16 protein-coding genes and 1 riboswitch are annotated in these 16620 nt (G+C 64.2%); of the genes, 2 read left to right on the forward strand and 14 right to left on the reverse strand.

Translation table 11 applies throughout. The features are described 5' to 3' along the window. Positions 1-3: 3 nt before the first annotated feature. From gcvP to AC51GR_RS16720, 9 genes are all read right to left on the reverse strand, one after another. Positions 4-2820 carry an aminomethyl-transferring glycine dehydrogenase gene (gene gcvP, locus AC51GR_RS16680; protein ID WP_496325742.1) on the reverse strand — a complete coding sequence of 939 codons (2817 nt, stop codon included), beginning with the start codon at positions 2818-2820 and terminating at the stop codon, positions 4-6. Between the two features lie 196 nt (positions 2821-3016). Next, positions 3017-3111, reverse strand: a riboswitch (glycine riboswitch). Positions 3112-3139: 28 nt separating this feature from the next. Beyond that, positions 3140-3718 carry a MerR family transcriptional regulator gene (locus tag AC51GR_RS16685; protein ID WP_496325893.1) on the reverse strand — a complete coding sequence of 193 codons (579 nt, stop codon included), beginning with the start codon at positions 3716-3718 and terminating at the stop codon, positions 3140-3142. Between the two features lie 361 nt (positions 3719-4079). After that, positions 4080-4598: a bifunctional nuclease family protein gene (locus AC51GR_RS16690; RefSeq protein ID WP_496325743.1), complete on the reverse strand. Its 519-nt coding sequence runs from the start codon at positions 4596-4598 to the stop codon at positions 4080-4082. Between the two features lie 111 nt (positions 4599-4709). Then, on the reverse strand, positions 4710-5399 hold the full coding sequence (ftsR, locus tag AC51GR_RS16695; RefSeq protein WP_496325744.1) for a transcriptional regulator FtsR: 690 nt from the start codon (positions 5397-5399) through the stop codon (positions 4710-4712). A gap of 35 nt (positions 5400-5434) precedes the next feature. After that, positions 5435-5893, reverse strand: coding sequence for a glycogen accumulation regulator GarA (gene garA / locus AC51GR_RS16700; RefSeq protein WP_496325745.1), 459 nt, complete (start codon positions 5891-5893; stop codon positions 5435-5437). Positions 5894-6142: 249 nt separating this feature from the next. Then, positions 6143-6547 (reverse strand): glycine cleavage system protein GcvH, encoded by a 405-nt coding sequence (gcvH, locus tag AC51GR_RS16705; RefSeq protein ID WP_496325746.1) that lies wholly within the window; start codon positions 6545-6547, stop codon positions 6143-6145. Positions 6548-6598: 51 nt separating this feature from the next. Further along, positions 6599-7198, reverse strand: coding sequence for a CDP-alcohol phosphatidyltransferase family protein (locus tag AC51GR_RS16710; protein ID WP_496325747.1), 600 nt, complete (start codon positions 7196-7198; stop codon positions 6599-6601). Between the two features lie 45 nt (positions 7199-7243). After that, positions 7244-9667, reverse strand: a complete 2424-nt coding sequence (gene secA2, locus AC51GR_RS16715; RefSeq protein ID WP_496325894.1) for an accessory Sec system translocase SecA2 — start codon at positions 9665-9667, stop codon at positions 7244-7246. Between the two features lie 124 nt (positions 9668-9791). Further along, a complete protein-coding gene (locus AC51GR_RS16720) occupies positions 9792-10841 on the reverse strand; it encodes an LLM class flavin-dependent oxidoreductase (protein ID WP_496325748.1) in 1050 nt (349 codons plus the stop codon). Between the two features lie 140 nt (positions 10842-10981). On the opposite strand from AC51GR_RS16720, the gene ppk2 reads away from it, so the two are divergent. Then, complete coding sequence (gene ppk2 / locus AC51GR_RS16725; protein ID WP_496325749.1) at positions 10982-11848, forward strand: polyphosphate kinase 2; 867 nt, start codon at positions 10982-10984, stop codon at positions 11846-11848. A 45-nt stretch (positions 11849-11893) separates the two neighbouring features. Here the strand turns inward: ppk2 and AC51GR_RS16730 are convergent, their stop codons facing one another. Continuing rightward, a complete protein-coding gene (locus AC51GR_RS16730; protein WP_496325750.1) occupies positions 11894-12454 on the reverse strand; it encodes a DUF1990 domain-containing protein in 561 nt (186 codons plus the stop codon). A gap of 108 nt (positions 12455-12562) precedes the next feature. Here AC51GR_RS16730 and AC51GR_RS16735 point away from each other — a divergent pair, with 108 nt between their 5' ends. Beyond that, positions 12563-13762: an RtcB family protein gene (locus AC51GR_RS16735; RefSeq protein ID WP_496325751.1), complete on the forward strand. Its 1200-nt coding sequence runs from the start codon at positions 12563-12565 to the stop codon at positions 13760-13762. Between the two features lie 85 nt (positions 13763-13847). On the opposite strand, the gene AC51GR_RS16740 is transcribed toward AC51GR_RS16735, so the two are convergent. The 4 genes from AC51GR_RS16740 to fadD8 all read right to left on the reverse strand — a co-directional run bounded on the left by AC51GR_RS16740 (position 13848) and on the right by fadD8 (position 16610). Beyond that, positions 13848-14276 carry a VOC family protein gene (locus AC51GR_RS16740; RefSeq protein ID WP_496325752.1) on the reverse strand — a complete coding sequence of 143 codons (429 nt, stop codon included), beginning with the start codon at positions 14274-14276 and terminating at the stop codon, positions 13848-13850. Between the two features lie 83 nt (positions 14277-14359). After that, positions 14360-14773, reverse strand: a complete 414-nt coding sequence (locus AC51GR_RS16745; RefSeq protein WP_496325753.1) for a helix-turn-helix domain-containing protein — start codon at positions 14771-14773, stop codon at positions 14360-14362. 8 nt (positions 14774-14781) lie between these two features. Further along, on the reverse strand, positions 14782-14907 hold the full coding sequence (locus tag AC51GR_RS16750) for a hypothetical protein (protein ID WP_496325754.1): 126 nt from the start codon (positions 14905-14907) through the stop codon (positions 14782-14784). Between the two features lie 77 nt (positions 14908-14984). Then, complete coding sequence (gene fadD8, locus AC51GR_RS16755) at positions 14985-16610, reverse strand: fatty-acid--CoA ligase FadD8 (RefSeq protein ID WP_496325755.1); 1626 nt, start codon at positions 16608-16610, stop codon at positions 14985-14987. Positions 16611-16620: the final 10 nt, after the last annotated feature.

Raw genomic sequence — 16620 nt, forward strand, 5'->3', positions numbered from 1 at the left:
CGATCAGGCGAATGCCTCGATCGGAGGGCAGCTGCACACCAGGTTCCGGTCGCCGAATGCGCCGTCGATCCGCCGGACACTCGGCCACACCTTGGCTCGCCCACCGGCGGACGGCAGGCCGTTCGGATAGACGGCGACCAGGCGGTCGTATCCGTGCTCCCACTCCCCGACCAGGCATTCAGCGGTGTGGGGCGCCCCACGCAGCGGGTTGTCGTCGGCGGACCATTGCCCGTCCTCGACCTTGCTGATCTCGGCGCGGATCGAGATCATCGCGTCGCAGAACGCGTCGATCTCATCGAGATTCTCGCTCTCGGTGGGTTCGATCATCAGCGTGCCCGCCACCGGAAAGCTCATCGTCGGCGCATGGAAGCCGTAGTCGGCCAACCGTTTTGCGACGTCGTCGACGGTGACACCGCTGCTCTTGGTCAGGGGGCGCAGGTCGATGATGCATTCGTGCGCAACCCGGTCACCGGCACCGGTGTAGAGCACCGGGTAGTGATCGCGCAGTCGGGCGGCGATGTAGTTCGCCGACGCGATCGCGGTGAGGGTGGCCTGCCGCAGCCCTTCGGCCCCCATCAGCCGGATGTAGGCGTAGGTGATCGGCAGAATCGACGCGGATCCGTAGGGTGCCGCCGAGATCGTCAATTCGCCGGGCAGTTCGTCGGCCAGTGGATGTCCGGGAAGGAATGGTGCGAGGTGCTCGCGCACACCGATCGGTCCGACACCCGGACCACCGCCGCCGTGCGGGATGCAGAACGTCTTGTGCAGGTTGAGGTGGCTGACGTCGCCGCCGAACCGGCCCGGGCGCGCCACTCCGACAAGGGCATTGAGGTTGGCACCGTCGACGTAGACCTGACCACCGGCATCGTGGACCGCAGCGCAGATGTCACCGATCTCGTGCTCGAAGACCCCGTGGGTCGATGGGTAGGTGATCATGATCGCCGACAACTCGGCGGCGTTCGCCTCGATCTTGGCCCGCAGGTCATCGACGTCGACGTCGCCGTTCTCGCGGCAGGCCACCACGACGACCCGCATGCCGGCCATGACCGCCGACGCGGCGTTTGTCCCGTGCGCGCTCGACGGGATCAGGCACACCGTGCGGGCATCGTCGCCGCGGCTGCGGTGGTATTCGCGGATCGCGAGCAGTCCGGCGTATTCACCCTGTGAGCCGGCGTTGGGTTGCAGACTGACCCGGTCGTAGCCGGTGATCGCGACCAGCCACTCTTCGAGCGAGGCGATGATCTTGCGCATCCCCTTCACCTGATCGGCGGGTGCAAACGGATGGAGCCTGGCAATGGTCGGCCAGGTGATGGCCTCCATCTCGGCGGCCGCGTTGAGCTTCATGGTGCACGACCCCAGCGGGATCATGCTGCGGTCCAGTGCGATGTCCTTGTCCGCGAGAGTCCGCAGGTAACGCATCATCGCGGTTTCCGTGCGGTAGCGGTTGAACGCCGGGTGCGTGAGGAAGTCCGAGGTCCGATCGACGATGCCTGCGCACACCGGTTCGGTCGCAGAAATCCCGAACGCGTCCAGGACGACTGCCACGTGCTCGTCGGTGGTTGCCTCGTCGCAGGCGACGGAGACGTGATCGGCGTCGACCAGTCGCAGGTTGATCCCGCGTGCCCCGGCGGCTGCGACCACCGCTTCGGCCCGGCCGGGAACGTGCGCCAGCACGGTGTCGAAGTACTTGGCGTGGACGAGTTTGTCGCCGAGCGCCGAAGCGATCGACTCCGCGTGTCGGTGGACCCGTCGAGCAATCGCCCGGAGCCCGTCGGCGCCGTGGTAGCTGGCATACATCGCCGCGAGGATCGCCAGCAGGACCTGTGCCGTGCAGATGTTGCTGGTCGCCTTCTCCCGGCGGATGTGCTGCTCGCGGGTCTGCAACGACAACCGGTAGGCGAGGTTGCCGTCGGCGTCCTTCGAGACCCCGACAAGACGACCGGGAAGCTGGCGGGCGTGCTTGGCATGCACCGCAAGGTATCCCGCGTGTGGACCGCCGAATCCCATGGGCACACCGAAACGTTGGGTGGTACCGAAACAGACGTCGGCACCGAGTTCGCCGGGCGGGGTGATCAGGGTCATCGCCAACAGATCAGCACCGACGGCGACGAGGGCACCACGTTCGTGAGCCGCCTCGATGAGCGCTGCACTGTCGATGACGCGCCCCGAAGCGGTGGGCGTCTGGGCCAGGACACCGAAGAACTCGCCCTCGGGCAGACCCTGGCTCAGATCGGCGGTGACCACGTCGATGCCGAGTGGTTGCGCGCGGGTGGCGATCACTGCAGCGGTTTGCGGGAAGAGGTCGGCGTCGACCAGGAATCGCGGCGACTTGCTCTTGCCTGCACGGCGAAGGAGTGTCATGGCCTCGGCCGCGGCCGTCGATTCGTCGAGCATGGACGCGTTGGCGACCTCCATGCCGGTCAGGTCGGAGACCATCGTCTGGAAGTTCAGCAGCGCCTCGAGACGGCCTTGGCTGATCTCGGGCTGATACGGCGTGTACGCGGTGTACCAGGCCGGGTTCTCGATGATGTTGCGGATCAGTACCGGCGGGGTCAGCGTGTCGTAGTAGCCGAGGCCGATCATCGAGGTGGCGACGGTGTTCTCGTCGGCGAGCGCGGCGAGTTCGGCCAGGATCTCGTGTTCGGAGACCGCAGGCGGCAGCGCGTCCAGACCGTTGTCCTCGGGGGTGTCGAGGATCCCGGAAGGCACCACCTGGCGGGCGAGATCATCGAGTGAGGTGGCACCGACAAGTGTCAGGATGCGGTCGAGTTCGCCTGCATCAGGGCCGATGTGGCGATCGGTGAAAGGTGTGCCGGTCATGGGGATAGGACCCTCCGCGGTGGCCGGCCACGAGAGCCGACCACTGGTAATGCCGACTGGTGGTCGGACGCCGGTCCTCCCCCTCTGTCCTATCCCGCGGGCCTGGTGCCCGCAGAACGCCTGAGAGATTCAGCCACGCGTTGCGTGACCTTTCACCATGGGCGGACGGATGTTGCCGTCACTCTCCAGAGACGCCGACGTCGACACGGTCCTTGATGCCTGAGAGTTTGACGGAGAGGTATTGCTCCTTCGGCGGCCATCTCGAGGATGACTCTCTCCCGTGTCGCTGCGACGCAGACCCAGTGTACGGCCAGATGTTCTAGCCGGTGCGGCGGGCGCGGCTCTTACGGCGCGAGGCCAATTCGTCCTCGGGCGCAGCCTCGGTCACGCCGCCGTCGGCGCGTTCTGCCGGGAAGTCGGCGATGGTTCCGGTCAGCTCACGCATCGCACCGCTGACGGCGATACCGAACACGCCCTGACCGCCCTGGAGCAGATCGACGACTTCTTCGGCCGACGTGCACTCGTAGACCGTGGTGCCGTCCGAGAACAGCGTGATGCGGGCGAGATCCTCGACGCCCCGTTTACGGAGGTGGTCGACGGCAACCCTGATGTTCTGCAGGGAGATGCCGGTGTCGAGCAGACGCTTGACGATCTTCAGGACGAGGATGTCCTTGAACGAATAGAGCCGCTGACTCCCGGACCCGGCGGCGCTACGAATCGAGGGTACGACCAGCGATGTGCGGGCCCAGTAGTCGAGTTGCCGGTAGGTGATGCCGGCGATCTGGCAGGCACTGGGGACCCGGTAGCCGACCAGCTCGTCGGGAACGGTGTCGTTCGGGAACAGCCCCGGTGCGATGTCTGCCAGCGAACCCTGACCGGGCTTGTTCGTGCCGCTGATCGTGGTGCTTGCCTCGGGGGACGCATCCTGCGCCCCGCGGTCGCCGTTCTCACCGTCGTGTGGCTGATCGCCCACTGGGTTCTCCTCGCGTGCTGGTCGGTGACCGCCGGTGCGTGCTTCCCGGCTCCGACGGGCCAAGTTTACGCGCACTGACTGATCAAAATCACTTCTCCGCAACTTTCGCGGGTATGTGAAGACCGTATGACCGCTGCGGGTCGGGATCAACGCGACTCGCCCTAACCCTGAACCTAAAGTTGAGCTTTAGGCGATTTGTGACCCCGCAGTTTCCGTTCCGTGACCAGACTCGCCGGACCCAAATGCAGCCCTGACGCACCGATCCGTGCGTTGCCGCAATCCGGGGTCAGGCCCCACCGGAGGCTTTGAAGTCATCCGGCGACACCGAGTCGAGGAACTCCTTGAACTTCTCGACCTCGTCTTCTTTGACCTCGGCCGCCGGCTCGTCGTCGTCCGCTTCTTCCGGATCGTCCGATGGCATCAACAGGCCGGCTTCGGCGAGCACCGATTCTTCGGCGAAAATCGGTACCTCGGCGCGGATCGCGATGGCCACCGAGTCCGACGGCCGGGCGGAGATCCGGAGATCTCCGGCAAACACCAGGTCGGCGTAGAACGTGCCCTCTTGCATGTCCACGATCCGAACCTCGAGAAGTTCGTGGCCCAGAGCACTGATCAGGTTGACGATCAGGTCATGGGTCAAGGGACGGGGAGGCTCAACACCCTTTTGCCGCAGGGCAATTGACGCAGCTTCACTCTGACCGATCCAGATCGGCAGGTAACGTTCACCGGCGGTTTCCTGTAGCAGCAGCACCGGTTGACTCTGTGGCGGTTCCACCCGGATACCTACTACGCGCATTTCACTCATGCGGTCGGCCCTCCCAAGCTTGTGTGGGCGAATGGTTCACCGCCCTAATCCTATGGCAAGGATGCCCGCGCGACGACCGAGAACCTCCGGACCGGTCGTTCGATCGGGTCTTTAATCGAGAACTTCTCGTACCGCTTGCTTGACGAGCTGGGTGTGCAGGGTGACCGACAGTGCCGCGATCTCGCGCACCATCTCCTCGGCGCGATCCCGGGCGCCGGTCCCTTTGCCCTTGGCAATCGGATTGGCGATCTGCGCGACCAGCCCGGCCTCGCGCTCGGCCGAAACCTTGAAAGCGCGCAGATGCCGCGCCTGGACTCCGAAGTTCGCGAGCGCGGATGCAGCTGTCACCAGGCGCACCGCGTCTTCGTCGAAAAACCCTCGCGGCCCGGGTACCAGCAACCCGTTGTCGACGAGTTCTGTCACGAACGCCGAATCGACGCCGGTACGTTCGAGCAGCGAATCACGGCTCAGCCGACCGCCGCCGTTCTGCGAGAAATCGGTGGCCGGAGCCACCCAGTTCTTCGCCGACGACAACAACCGGGTACCCGCCGGGGCTTCCGGGCGGGTACCGCGGTCGATCTCGTCGAGCTGTTCTTTGATGACTTTGAGCGGCAGGTAACGATCACGCTGAGCGGTCAGGACGAACCGGAGCCGTTCACAGTCGGCTCGGCTGAACCGGCGGTAACCGGACGGCGACCGCTCAGGTGTGACCAGACCTTCGGATTCGAGGAATCTGATCTTTGAAATCGTCACGTCGGGGAATTCTCCGCGCAGCTGATCCAGGACCGAGCCAATCGACATCGATCCTTCGGAATGCTGCCCCGCCGCCGGTGAGGTCACGCGTCCGCGGAACCTTCGTCACTGCTGGAACCGGTCAGGAACACCAGGCGGAACTTGCCGATCTGAACTTCGTCACCGTTGGCCAGCACGGCCGAATCCACCGGCTCACGGTTGACGTACGTGCCGTTCAGGCTGCCGACGTCGACCACCTGGAATTCGTTGTCGCCCAAACGGAACTCGGCATGTCGACGGCTCACGGTGACGTCATCGAGGAAGATGTCGCTATCGGGGTGCCGACCGGCCGACGTGGTCGCCTGGTCGAGCAGAAAACGAGAGCCGGCGTTGGGGCCACGTTTGACCACGAGCAGCGCGGTGCCCGCAGACAGCCGTTCCACACCGGTGTCCGCCGATGTGGTTGCAGAACCACCGGTCGATTCCATCTCTTTGATGAAATCGGCCCGGAAGACCGATGTGGTCTCTACCGGAGCTTCGATGTCCTTCTCGTTGTCGCTCACCAATTCTCCTTCTTCGTAATTGTCCCCGCGGCCCGGATTCGGACCTTGTTTTTCCACGTTGATTGCGGCGGCGTTCGGGGGTGCGACTTCTCACCCGCCGAATCCGGTCTCATCGAGTGGATTGGGGCATTACCCGTGACTTAGACCGTACCCTGCCACGGGCCACACATGCATAAACCCGCTGCATACTGTGCGCGCCTCATCGAGCCCCACTTTGCTTCGTCTTCACACGAACTCGCCTCGAGCCGGCTATCCGGACGTGATCGCCACGTAACCGGCGGCGTCGAGCATGTCACCGACCAGTTCATCCAGGTCCTCGTCGGGACCGACGGTGATCTCGACCAACCAGCCGCGCTCGTAAGGCGCGGAGTTGACGAGGTCCGGACTGGCCTCCAGGTCGTCGTTGACCGCCGAGATCACACCATTGAGGGGCCCGAAGATGTCGGAGACACTCTTGGTCGACTCGACCTCGGCAAACGATTCCCCGACCTCGACGACGTCATCGATCGCCGGCAACTGGACGAATACGACGTCACCCAACTGATCTTGTGCATAGTCGGTGATCCCGATCCGAACCGTACGGTCGGACACCTTCTGCACCCATTCGTGCTCTGCGGTGTAGTGCAGATCGTCAGGAGCCTGCTTCTGGGTCACGTGTGTGCTGCCTTTCGCCTCTACACATCGAACAACGTCTGTTGGGAGAATCTAGCGCACCGGGGGCAGTGCCCGAACAACCAGCACGGCCTGCACCCAGTACAGGACAAACGACCACACATACATCCCGGTACCCCAGATCAGGAACGCCCAACCGCAGGGATAGACAATGTCGCCGATGATCGAATCCAATTGCCCGGCAAGGATCATCGGAAATCCGTACATCAACGCGAACGTCGCCGCCTTGCCGATGTAGATCGTCGGTAGCGCGGTGATCCCGCGGCTCCGCAGCAGCGGCGCCGTCGCCAGCAACAACAGGTCACGGCCGAACAGGATCGCGACCAGCCACCACGGGATCAGGCCGCGAATCGCGAGTCCGATGGGTATCGCGACCATGTACAGACGATCCGCGGCCGGGTCGAGCAATGCGCCCAGGCGCGACGACTGGTTCATCAGCCGGGCGATCTTGCCATCCGCCCAATCCGACAGACCCGCGAAGAACAGGATCGCGAACGCCCAGCCGTCGGCCTCTTCGACGAGCAGTACCCATAAGAAAACCGGTATGAGTATCAGCCGCAACCCACTGAGCAGATTGGGCACCGTGAGCACCCGATCCGACTCTACGACCGGATCCGGATCGGTCTCTTCCATGTCGAACAGCCTGTCATACCCGGCTTCGCGGCCCGGTGGCGCGCGCTACCGAAAGATTCCGACGATGCCCTGCAGTGCCTTTGCACCGCCGGACGCGAACGGACTGTCGTGGACCATGTAGGTCCAGGTGGTGGTCGAACGTCGTAGATCGGCCTGATCCAGATCGATGCCGTCCTTGGTGATGACCGCCTCACGGAACGTCTTGCGCGCATTCTCGACGGCTTCACGCGGCAACTTGCCGAACTCTGCGAGGATCAGTTTGTGGAACTCGTCGAGGGGCGATTCGCGACCGATGGAACGCAGGTGGATGCTGGCGCGCACATCGGAGACATAGGCCAGATGATCTGCCCAGGCCCGGTCCAGATGGAACAGCATGATCTCGCGGGCCGCCTGCTCGAGAACGTCGTGCGGGACGGGCTCGGCAGCAGTCTCATCGGCCTTCGCCGTCTCATCGGCCGTGCTCTTCTCGGCCTTGCTCGTTTCGGCCTTGCTCGTTTCGGCCTTGTCGCTCTCGACGGACTCGCCGGTCAGTTCGGCGTAGCGTTCCGGCTCGGTCTCCTTGAACTCCTGCAGCGCGGCGTCGGTGGTCAGAAGTGTGGTGCGGCGTTTGACGATGATCTCACGCTGCTGGTTCACCAACTGGTTGTAACGCCAGGTGTTGGCGTGCAGTTCGAGCATCACGCCTTCGGCGATCCGCTGGGCCTGCTCGATGATGTCGACGCCCTTCGACCCGAGCGAGCCGTCCTCGGATGAGCTGACCGGATCACGCTTGAGCGTCAGGTTCCGGGTGACCAACGGGTCTTCGACGCTCGAGAAGAACACCGACCGACCCGGGTCGCCCTGTCGTCCCGCGCGCCCACGGAGTTGGTTGTCGAGCCGCTCGGTGTCGTGCCGACCCGTCCCGACCACGCACAGTCCACCGAGTTCGACGACCTCGTCGCGCTCGGGGCTCGACTCACCGGCGTCTTTCTGCCCGGCGGAGCCACCGAGCTTGATGTCGGTACCGCGGCCGGCCATCTGGGTGGACACGGTCACAGCACCCTTGGCGCCCGCCTCGGCGATGATCTTGGCTTCCTCCGCGTCGTTCTTCGCATTCAGAACAACCGACTGCACGCCCGCCCGGCCGAGGAGGTGGGCCAGTTCTTCGGATTCGGCGACGTCGTGGGTCCCGATCAGAACGGGCTGTCCGGTCTCGTGGATTTGTTTGACGAACTCGACGACGGCGTCGGCCTTGTTCGACTTGTTGTCGTAGACGCGGTCGATCTCGTCGACACGGATGTTCTTGGTGTTCGGGGGGATCTGCGAGACAGCGAGCTGATAGAACTGCCGCAACTGTTCACCGGCCGCCACCGCGGTGCCGGTCATCCCGCAGACCTTCGGGTAGCGGCCGATCAATGCCTGCACCGTGATGGTGTCGATGACCTCACCCGAATCCGTCTGCGCGAGGCCCTCTTTCAGCTCGACCGCAGCCTGCAAGCCGTCGGGCCAGCGCTGGAGTTGCGCCACCCGTCCGCGGGAGGCGTTGATCAGGTGGACGCCACCGTCGCGCACGATGTAGTGGACATCGCGCTCGACGAGGAGGTGGGCGTGCATCGCGACGTTGACGTGCACGAGGGTGGTACCGACGTGCTCTTCGTCGTACAGGTTGATCCCGCCGAGCTCGTTCTCGATGAAGGCGGCACCCTCGTCGGTCAGGTAGACGTTGCGCCCTTCGGCGTCGATCTCGTAGTGGTTCTTCTTCAGCTTGGTGACGGCGTCGTGGATCGGCTTGTCCGGCACTTCACCGATGGCCGAACCGGCCAGGATCAGGGGCACGAGCGCTTCGTCGACAAGCACCGAATCGGCCTCGTCGATGATGGCGACGTCGGGCTTCGGTGAGACGAGATCGCCGGGCCGGGTGACGAGTTGGTCGCGCAGCACGTCGAACCCGATCTCATTGACCGATCCGTAGACGATGTCGGAGTCGTAGGCCGCCTTGCGCTCATCGCGGGTGGAGTTCTCGGACACCGACGCCGAGACGATGTCGAAGAGATCGAACAGCGGCTTCATCCACGCGGCGTCGCGGGTCGCGAGGTAGTCGTTGACGGAGATGACGTGCACCCGATGACCCTGCAGTACGAACCCGATCGCCGCGATGGCACCGGCCAGCGTCTTGCCCTCGCCGGTGGCCATCTCGATGACGTCGCCCTCGAGTAGACGCAGGGCGCCCTGGAGCTGGACGTCGAAGGGGCGCATATCGAGCGTACGATCGCCTGCCTCACGGGCCAGCGCCAGGAAACGGGCCCGGTCTTCGCCTTCGGGATCGGTGATGTCGAGCTTCTCCGCAGCGGCGGCGAAATCCTTGTCGTCGAGATCGGCAGCCCATGAATCGTAGGAGTCTGCCTTCTTGATCAGTGTCAGGGACTTCGACTGATTGCGCGAGGATTGCGCCCCCAGCAGCCGCCACATGTTGTTCGTGAGCTTTCCCACCGAGCCGTACTCCTTAGTCCATCTGACAAAACTGCCGTGCTCCACCGTACGCGGAAGCACCATCGCAGTAACCGTACGCGGCGGGCCCCGCCGAAGGTCCTGGCTTCTTCCTCTTCCCCGCTGGTCAGGCCAGTGCGTCCCGGACGATCGGGGCGACCTTGGTGCCATAGAGTTCGATGCTGCGCATCTTGACCTCATGTGACAGTGTCCCGTTGCTGTATTTGAGGTCGAAACGAGTGATGCCCAGCGCGTTCACATTGCGAATGATCTTGGCCGCCACCGTCTCGGGCGATCCCACGTACACCGATCCTTCCGGCCCGGCCGACTGCTCGAACTGGGCGCGGGTGGGCGGCGGCCAGCCGCGTTCCCGTCCGATCCGGGTCATCTGATCACGGTAGTGCGGCCAGAGTTCTTCTCGAGCCGCCTCATCGGTGTCGGCGAGGTGACCCGGCGAGTGCATCGCCACTGGAAGTTCCGGCCTGTCGAACTCCTGCAATGCGCGATGATAGAGATCGACAAAAGGCTTGAAACGAAGTGGTTCGCCGCCGATGATGGCCAGTACCAACGGGATTCCGTAGCGAGCGGCCCGGACGACCGACTCCGGCGACCCGCCGACACCGATCCAGGTGCGCACACCACCGGCCGCGGTCTTGGGGTAGACCTCCTCACCGTTCAGAGGTGCACGTGTCTGTCCGGACCATACGATCGGGCCCTCCTGCCGCAAGGCCGCAAAGAGGTCGAGCTTCTCGGAGAACAGCTCCTCGTACTGGCTCAGATCAAAGCCGAACAACGGGAATGATTCGGTGAACGAACCGCGGCCCAAGATCACTTCGGCACGGCCGCGAGAGATCGCGTCAAGTGTGGCGAAACGCTGGTAGACCCGGATCGGGTCGTCCGAGCTCAGTACGGTGACCGCGGTTCCCAGGGCGATTCGCGATGTCTGCGCGGCAATCGCGGCCAGCACCACCTCCGGGGCCGACACCGCAAAATCGGCGCGATGGTGCTCCCCCACCCCGAAGAAATCGAGTCCCAACTGATCGGCGAGGACGCCCTCGGCCACGACCTCGCGGATCACCTGGTCGTACGGCACCAGTTCCCCGTCGGGTCCCGCCGTGCGGTCACCAAACGTATCGAGTCCCAATTCAATGGGGGAACCCGCTTCCGACGTGCTCATCGCCACTGCCGTTCTCCTCACAGATGCTCACCGCGCGATAACCTCCGAACCTCGGAAGATGCGTCTTTCTGATGCTCAAACTACTCGGGTATCGGCGCGCATCACCTACGCACAAGGCGGTGACGACGTAGGCTCCTCCAATGGGAAAGACCGGATCCGACAGCAAGAGCGGTAAGAAGACGAGCAAGCGCTCCAAGCCGAAGAAGATCCCGAACAACATCTATGAGGCCGAGATGTTCCGGCTTCAGACCGAGTTCGTCAAACTCCAGGAGTGGACCAAGGAGACCGGGGCCCGCGTGGTCGTCGTCTTCGAGGGACGCGATGCCGCAGGCAAGGGCGGCACGATCAAACGGATCACCGAATACCTCTCCCCACGTGTTGTCCGGGTGGCCGCGCTGCCCGCACCCACCGACCGGGAACGCGGACAGTGGTACTACCAACGCTATATCGCGCATCTCCCGGCGCCCGGTGAGATCACTATCTTCGATCGCTCCTGGTACAACCGGGCGGGCGTGGAGAAGGTCATGGGATTCTGTACCCCGCAAGAGCATTCGCTGTTCCTGCGGCAGACCCCGATATTCGAGCAGATGCTCCTCGACGACGGGATCATCCTGCGGAAGTACTGGTTCTCGGTGTCCGACGCCGAACAGCTGCGTCGCTTCCGGTCACGTCTCGACGACCCGGTGCGGCAGTGGAAGCTGAGCCCGATGGACCTCGAATCGGTCTATCGCTGGGAAGACTATTCCCGCGCGAAAGACGAGATGATGGTGCATACGGACACCCCCAACAGTCCCTGGTACATCGTCGAGTCCGACATCAAGAAGCATGCCCGGATCAACATGATGTCGCACCTGTTGTCGACGATCGAATACCACGATGTCGTCCGACCGAAAGTCGAACTGCCAGAACATCCCATCGACACCGGGACCTATCAACGCCCCTCCCGGGAGATCAGCACGTATGTCCCCAACCACGTGGCAGAACTGATGGGCGACAAAGAGAACTGAGGACGGCGGATCGGGGGTTTCCTGACCTTCACCGCCAGGACGTCCTCACCCGCGACTTCCCCACGTCCGCATCGCCGCGAGATACCTGGCGGTGATCAATCCCTGTCCATACCTGCCGAACGGACCCGCGAGCCGAGCGGGCCGGGTTTGTGGACGCGAGAACGCCGTGACCGCAAACACGACAGAGTTGTTGTCCCGCAACTCGACACAGAACTTTTCTTCCCCGGACTCGGGGTGTCCCACCAGTGTTCCGTAGGCGAATCCGCGACGATCGGGTTCGTCGATCACGTACACGACTCTGACCGGTGCGTTGAGGCGCAGCGGTCCCACACCGATCGCCAGCCGGGCGACCGTGCCTGCCTCGACGGTCCTCTCCGACGCGCAGACACGCAGCCCGGCGCCGAGCTGGACCTGCCAGGTGGCGATCGCATCCGCGATCTCGTCGAAACGTTGCCGCCCGGTTCCGACGACGACTTCCCGGTGCAGGTGCTGATATCCGTCCGGGCACACCTGCCGGGTGGCACCGATCTCCGGATAGCTGTACGCCACGCCCCGCAACCGGGTGGCGATGTGCGACTTCAGCGGTCTGACGCTTCGACCGGTCATCCCCTGAGGCTACCGACGCCGACATAATCGATGGACGATACCCACGACGCATGTCTACGGTTGCCGAGGCCGTCAACCGGTGGCCGACACCGCAATCAAGGAAACAGCATGAACACCCGCTACCCTGTCCCGCTTTCCGGCGCAGTCGCATCAACCCTTCTGTGGGTCGACGAAGCGTCCGTCGAGGTGCAGGCCCGCGAGCAACTACGCCGGGTGTCGGCTCTCCCGTGGGTGCATGGTGTCCGGGTGATGCCCGACGTCCACGTCGGCAAGGGCGCAACGGTCGGTTCGGTGATCGCGATGCGTGACGCGGTCTGCCCGGCCGCGGTCGGCGTCGACATCGGTTGCGGAATGGCCGCCGTCCGAACGGATCTGGTTGCCTCCGACCTTCCCGACGACCTGTCCGCACTGCGTTCGGCGATCGAGGCGAAGGTGCCGGTGGGTTTCGGTGCCCACAAGCGGCCGGTGAACCTGCGCGAGATGGACGTCGGTGGCGGCTGGGGTGACTTCTGGTCCGGGTTCGCCGGCCTCGATCGGGCCGTACAGAACCTGGACACCCGGGCCCACAAGCAGCTCGGAACGCTCGGCGGTGGCAACCACTTCATCGAGATCTGCGTCGCCGAGGGCGACTCATCGGTGTGGGTGATGCTTCATTCCGGTTCCCGGAACATCGGGAAATCGCTCGCCGATCACCACATGGAGGTAGCCGCCGGTCTGCCGCACAACGCCGACCTTCCCGACCGCGATCTTGCGGTCTTCCTCGCCGGGACACCGGAGATGGACGCATACCGTCACGACCTGATCTGGGCCCAGGAATACGCGTCCAGAAACCGTCGCGTGATGCTGGAACTGGTGTGTTCCGCTGTGCGAGAATCACTTCCGACACGGCCGGTGCGGTTCGAGGAGCCGATCTCGTGCCACCACAATTACGTGGCAACCGAGATGATCGACGGGGTCGAACTGTTGGTGACCCGAAAGGGTGCCATCCGGGCCGGGTCCGGCGACGTGGGACTGATCCCCGGATCGATGGGGACGGGTTCGTACGTGGTGCGCGGACTCGGGTCGGAGGCCTCGTTCTTTTCCGCATCACATGGCGCGGGGCGGAGGATGAGCCGGTCCAAGGCGCGCAAGATGTTCACCGCCGCGGATCTGGTGGCCCAGACCGAAGGAGTCGAGTCGAGGAAGGATGCCGGCGTGGTCGATGAGATACCGGCCGCCTACAAGGACATCGATTCGGTGATCGCCGCGCAGAGCGACCTGGTCGAGGTGGTGGCACACCTCAAGCAGGTGGTCTGCGTCAAGGGCTGACCCGGGCGACCGTTCTGCCGGACGCCGGCATCGAAAATGCGTTGTGGGGCACCGATGAACGGGTGCCCCACAACGTGGTCGGGCTTCAGGGTGCGGCGATGTCGATCATCTGGGTCAACCGGAAACTGTTGCCCGAGGGATCTCGGAACCCGGCGTCGATGCCGTAGGGGCGCTGCTCCGGCAGATCGGTGAACTCGACACCTCGCGCGGCGAGCCGCTCGTATTCGGCCTGGCAGTCTTCCGTGGTCAGGAATACGGCAGTGGCCAGCCCTTTGGAGACCAGTTCCAGGACTTCGGCCCGGGCCGATTCGGTGAGCATCGGCGGACCGGGGACATCCATCAACACGATGCTGACGTCATCTTGTCCCGGCGGCGAGACCGTCAACCACCGGAACCCGTCCATCTCGGGCAGGGACACGTCTGACTGGACCTCCATCCCGAGTTTGTCGGTGTAGAACTTGAGGGCCTCGTCCTGATCGTGGACCCATACCTGCGCACTGGCGATTTTCAACATCGTGACCTCCCGTTATCGGATTGTTCGACTCAGTGCGTCGAACGTAACCCCGTACAACGGTCCCGGTCTTCTCCCCATGTGCTCTATCGGATGCGGCTGTCCGGGCGGGGCCGGCCGAAGGTGCGTATGACACAGGTCGGGACCATGATCCGCTGCGCTGCAGGTGGACGACTGGCACGATAGCGCGCGGGGCTTTCACCATAGGTCCTCTTGAAGCTCGTGGTGAATGAGCCGACACTCCGAAGTCCCACTGCCACACAGATATCGGCAACCGAATAGTCGGTGTTGCGCAGCAGTGCCGCCGCCCGCTCGAGCCGGCGGGTCTGCAGATAGGTGTGCGGCGACTGCCCGAACGCCTTGACGAACGACCGGGTGAAGTGGGCGCGCGACAACCGTGCCGCGGCTGCCATCTCCTCGACTGTCAGCGCGGTCGCGTATTCGGAGTCGATCAGGTCTTTGGCCCGCAACAGATGCCGGGTGGTGGAGACACTCGCCATGACCACCACTATGGCGGTTTTTCGGCGCTCCGGCCACGGATACCGAACACTGTGAAGACCGCGGCGAGTCCGGCGACGATCACCAGCAACGTCAGACCCAGGGTGTAACTGTGATCGGCTTCGTTGTTTGGCATCGGTCTCGTCCCAACGGGTGAAGAACTTGCCGATGTCGAGAAGGGCTTGCGCCACTGCACGCCAACGGTGACAACGCTCAGCCGACCGCCCTGTCGCTCCCACTCCAATACTGTTTGCGCAGCGCCTTTTTGTCCGGTTTGCCCAGGGCGGTCAGTGGCAGGGATTCGGCGACGATCACCCGTTTCGGCGACTGCACCGCACCCTTCCGATCCTTCACCGCATCCTGGATCTCCGAGATCATCGCCTCGATCGAGACGCTGTCGGTCAGGGCATCGCTGCGTAGCACGACGATCGCCGTCACCGCCTCGCCCCACTTCTCGTCGGGCACCCCGATGACGCCCACCTGCGCCACCGAAGGATGTTCGGCCACAACGTCTTCGACTTCCCGAGGGAAGACGTTGAAGCCGCCGGTGACGATCATGTCCTTGGTGCGGTCGACGATGAACCAAAATCCGTCCTCATCCTCACGGGCCACATCACCGGTGCGGAGCCATCCGTCGCGGAAGGCTTCCGCCGTCGCCTCCGGGAGTCCCCAGTAGCCACCGGCGAGGAGTGGACCGGAGACGCAGATCTCGCCCGGTTCCCCCATCGGAACCGGCTTGCCGTCGTCGCCGAGCAGAGCGGTGCGCAGGAACGCCGAGGGCCGGCCACAACTCGACAGCCGCTTCTCGTCGTGAGCGTCCTTGGGCAGATAACTGATCACCATCGGCGCCTCGGACTGCCCGTAGTACTGGGCAAAGATCGGACCGAACCGCTCGATGGCCTCGGCCAGCCGCACCGGATTGATCGCCGAGGCGCCGTAGTACACGGTTTGCAAGGACGACAGATCGCGGGTGTGCGAGTCCGGATGATCCAGCAGGGCATACAGCATCGACGGGACCAGCATGGTCGCCGTGATCTTCTGTTCCTCGATCGTCCGGAGCACCTCTGCCGGATCGAACTTGGCCAGCACCACCATCGAGCCACCCTTCATCAGGGTCGGCACGAAGAATGCCGCGCCCGCGTGCGAGAGCGGGGTGCACATGAGAAAACGCGGATGCTCGGGCCACTCCCATTCGGCCAGCTGGATCTGGGTCATCGCCGCCATGGCCGAGGCAGTTCCGATGACGCCCTTCGGTTTTCCGGTGGTACCGCCGGTATAGGTGATCGAGACGATGTGGTCCGGCGCCAGGTCGGCGGCGACCAGCGGACGTGGGTCGAACCGCTTGGCCTCGGCGGTCACGTCTCGTGCGACGTCGGCGAGTTCGGCGGGCACCGGTCCGAGCGTCAGGACCTGCTTGAGGCTGTCGACCCGTTGCAGCAAGGCCACCGCGCGTTCGACGAACATCGGAACCGGGTCGATGACCAACGTCGCGATCTGTGCGTCGCCGAGAACGTACGCATGATCATCGAGCGAGCCCAGCGGGTGCAGTGCGGTCCGGCGCCATCCCTGGGTCTGACCGGCGCCGATGACGAACAGGACCTCCGGCCGGTTCAGCGCCAGTAGCCCGACGGCGGTACCGGAGCCGGCACCGAGCGATTCGAAGGCCTGCGCATAGGTACTGACCTGCGCGGCCATCTCACCGCCGGTCAGCGTGGTGTCACCCAGGAACAGCACCGGGTCCTTGTGGTGTCGTTTGAGCGCCGCCACCATCAGGTGGCCGAGGTGGGTGCCGCCGCGCAGGTGATCGAATTCGGTGGTCGCGTCCGCAGAATCAGTCATGCAGAACACA

The organism is Williamsia sp. z71, assembly GCF_059553375.1.

Coding starts and splice junctions, on each gene's coding strand:
- gcvP (WP_496325742.1), bottom strand. CDS start 2,820: ATGACCGGCACACCTTTCACCGATCGCCACATCGGCCCTGATGCAGGC.
- AC51GR_RS16690 (WP_496325743.1), bottom strand. CDS start 4,598: ATGAGTGAAATGCGCGTAGTAGGTATCCGGGTGGAACCGCCACAGAGT.
- ftsR (WP_496325744.1), bottom strand. CDS start 5,399: ATGTCGATTGGCTCGGTCCTGGATCAGCTGCGCGGAGAATTCCCCGAC.
- AC51GR_RS16710 (WP_496325747.1), bottom strand. CDS start 7,198: ATGGAAGAGACCGATCCGGATCCGGTCGTAGAGTCGGATCGGGTGCTC.
- AC51GR_RS16720 (WP_496325748.1), bottom strand. CDS start 10,841: ATGAGCACGTCGGAAGCGGGTTCCCCCATTGAATTGGGACTCGATACG.
- ppk2 (WP_496325749.1), top strand. CDS start 10,982: ATGGGAAAGACCGGATCCGACAGCAAGAGCGGTAAGAAGACGAGCAAG.
- AC51GR_RS16730 (WP_496325750.1), bottom strand. CDS start 12,454: ATGACCGGTCGAAGCGTCAGACCGCTGAAGTCGCACATCGCCACCCGG.
- AC51GR_RS16735 (WP_496325751.1), top strand. CDS start 12,563: ATGAACACCCGCTACCCTGTCCCGCTTTCCGGCGCAGTCGCATCAACC.
- AC51GR_RS16740 (WP_496325752.1), bottom strand. CDS start 14,276: ATGTTGAAAATCGCCAGTGCGCAGGTATGGGTCCACGATCAGGACGAG.
- AC51GR_RS16745 (WP_496325753.1), bottom strand. CDS start 14,773: ATGGCGAGTGTCTCCACCACCCGGCATCTGTTGCGGGCCAAAGACCTG.
- AC51GR_RS16750 (WP_496325754.1), bottom strand. CDS start 14,907: ATGCCAAACAACGAAGCCGATCACAGTTACACCCTGGGTCTGACGTTG.
- fadD8 (WP_496325755.1), bottom strand. CDS start 16,610: ATGACTGATTCTGCGGACGCGACCACCGAATTCGATCACCTGCGCGGC.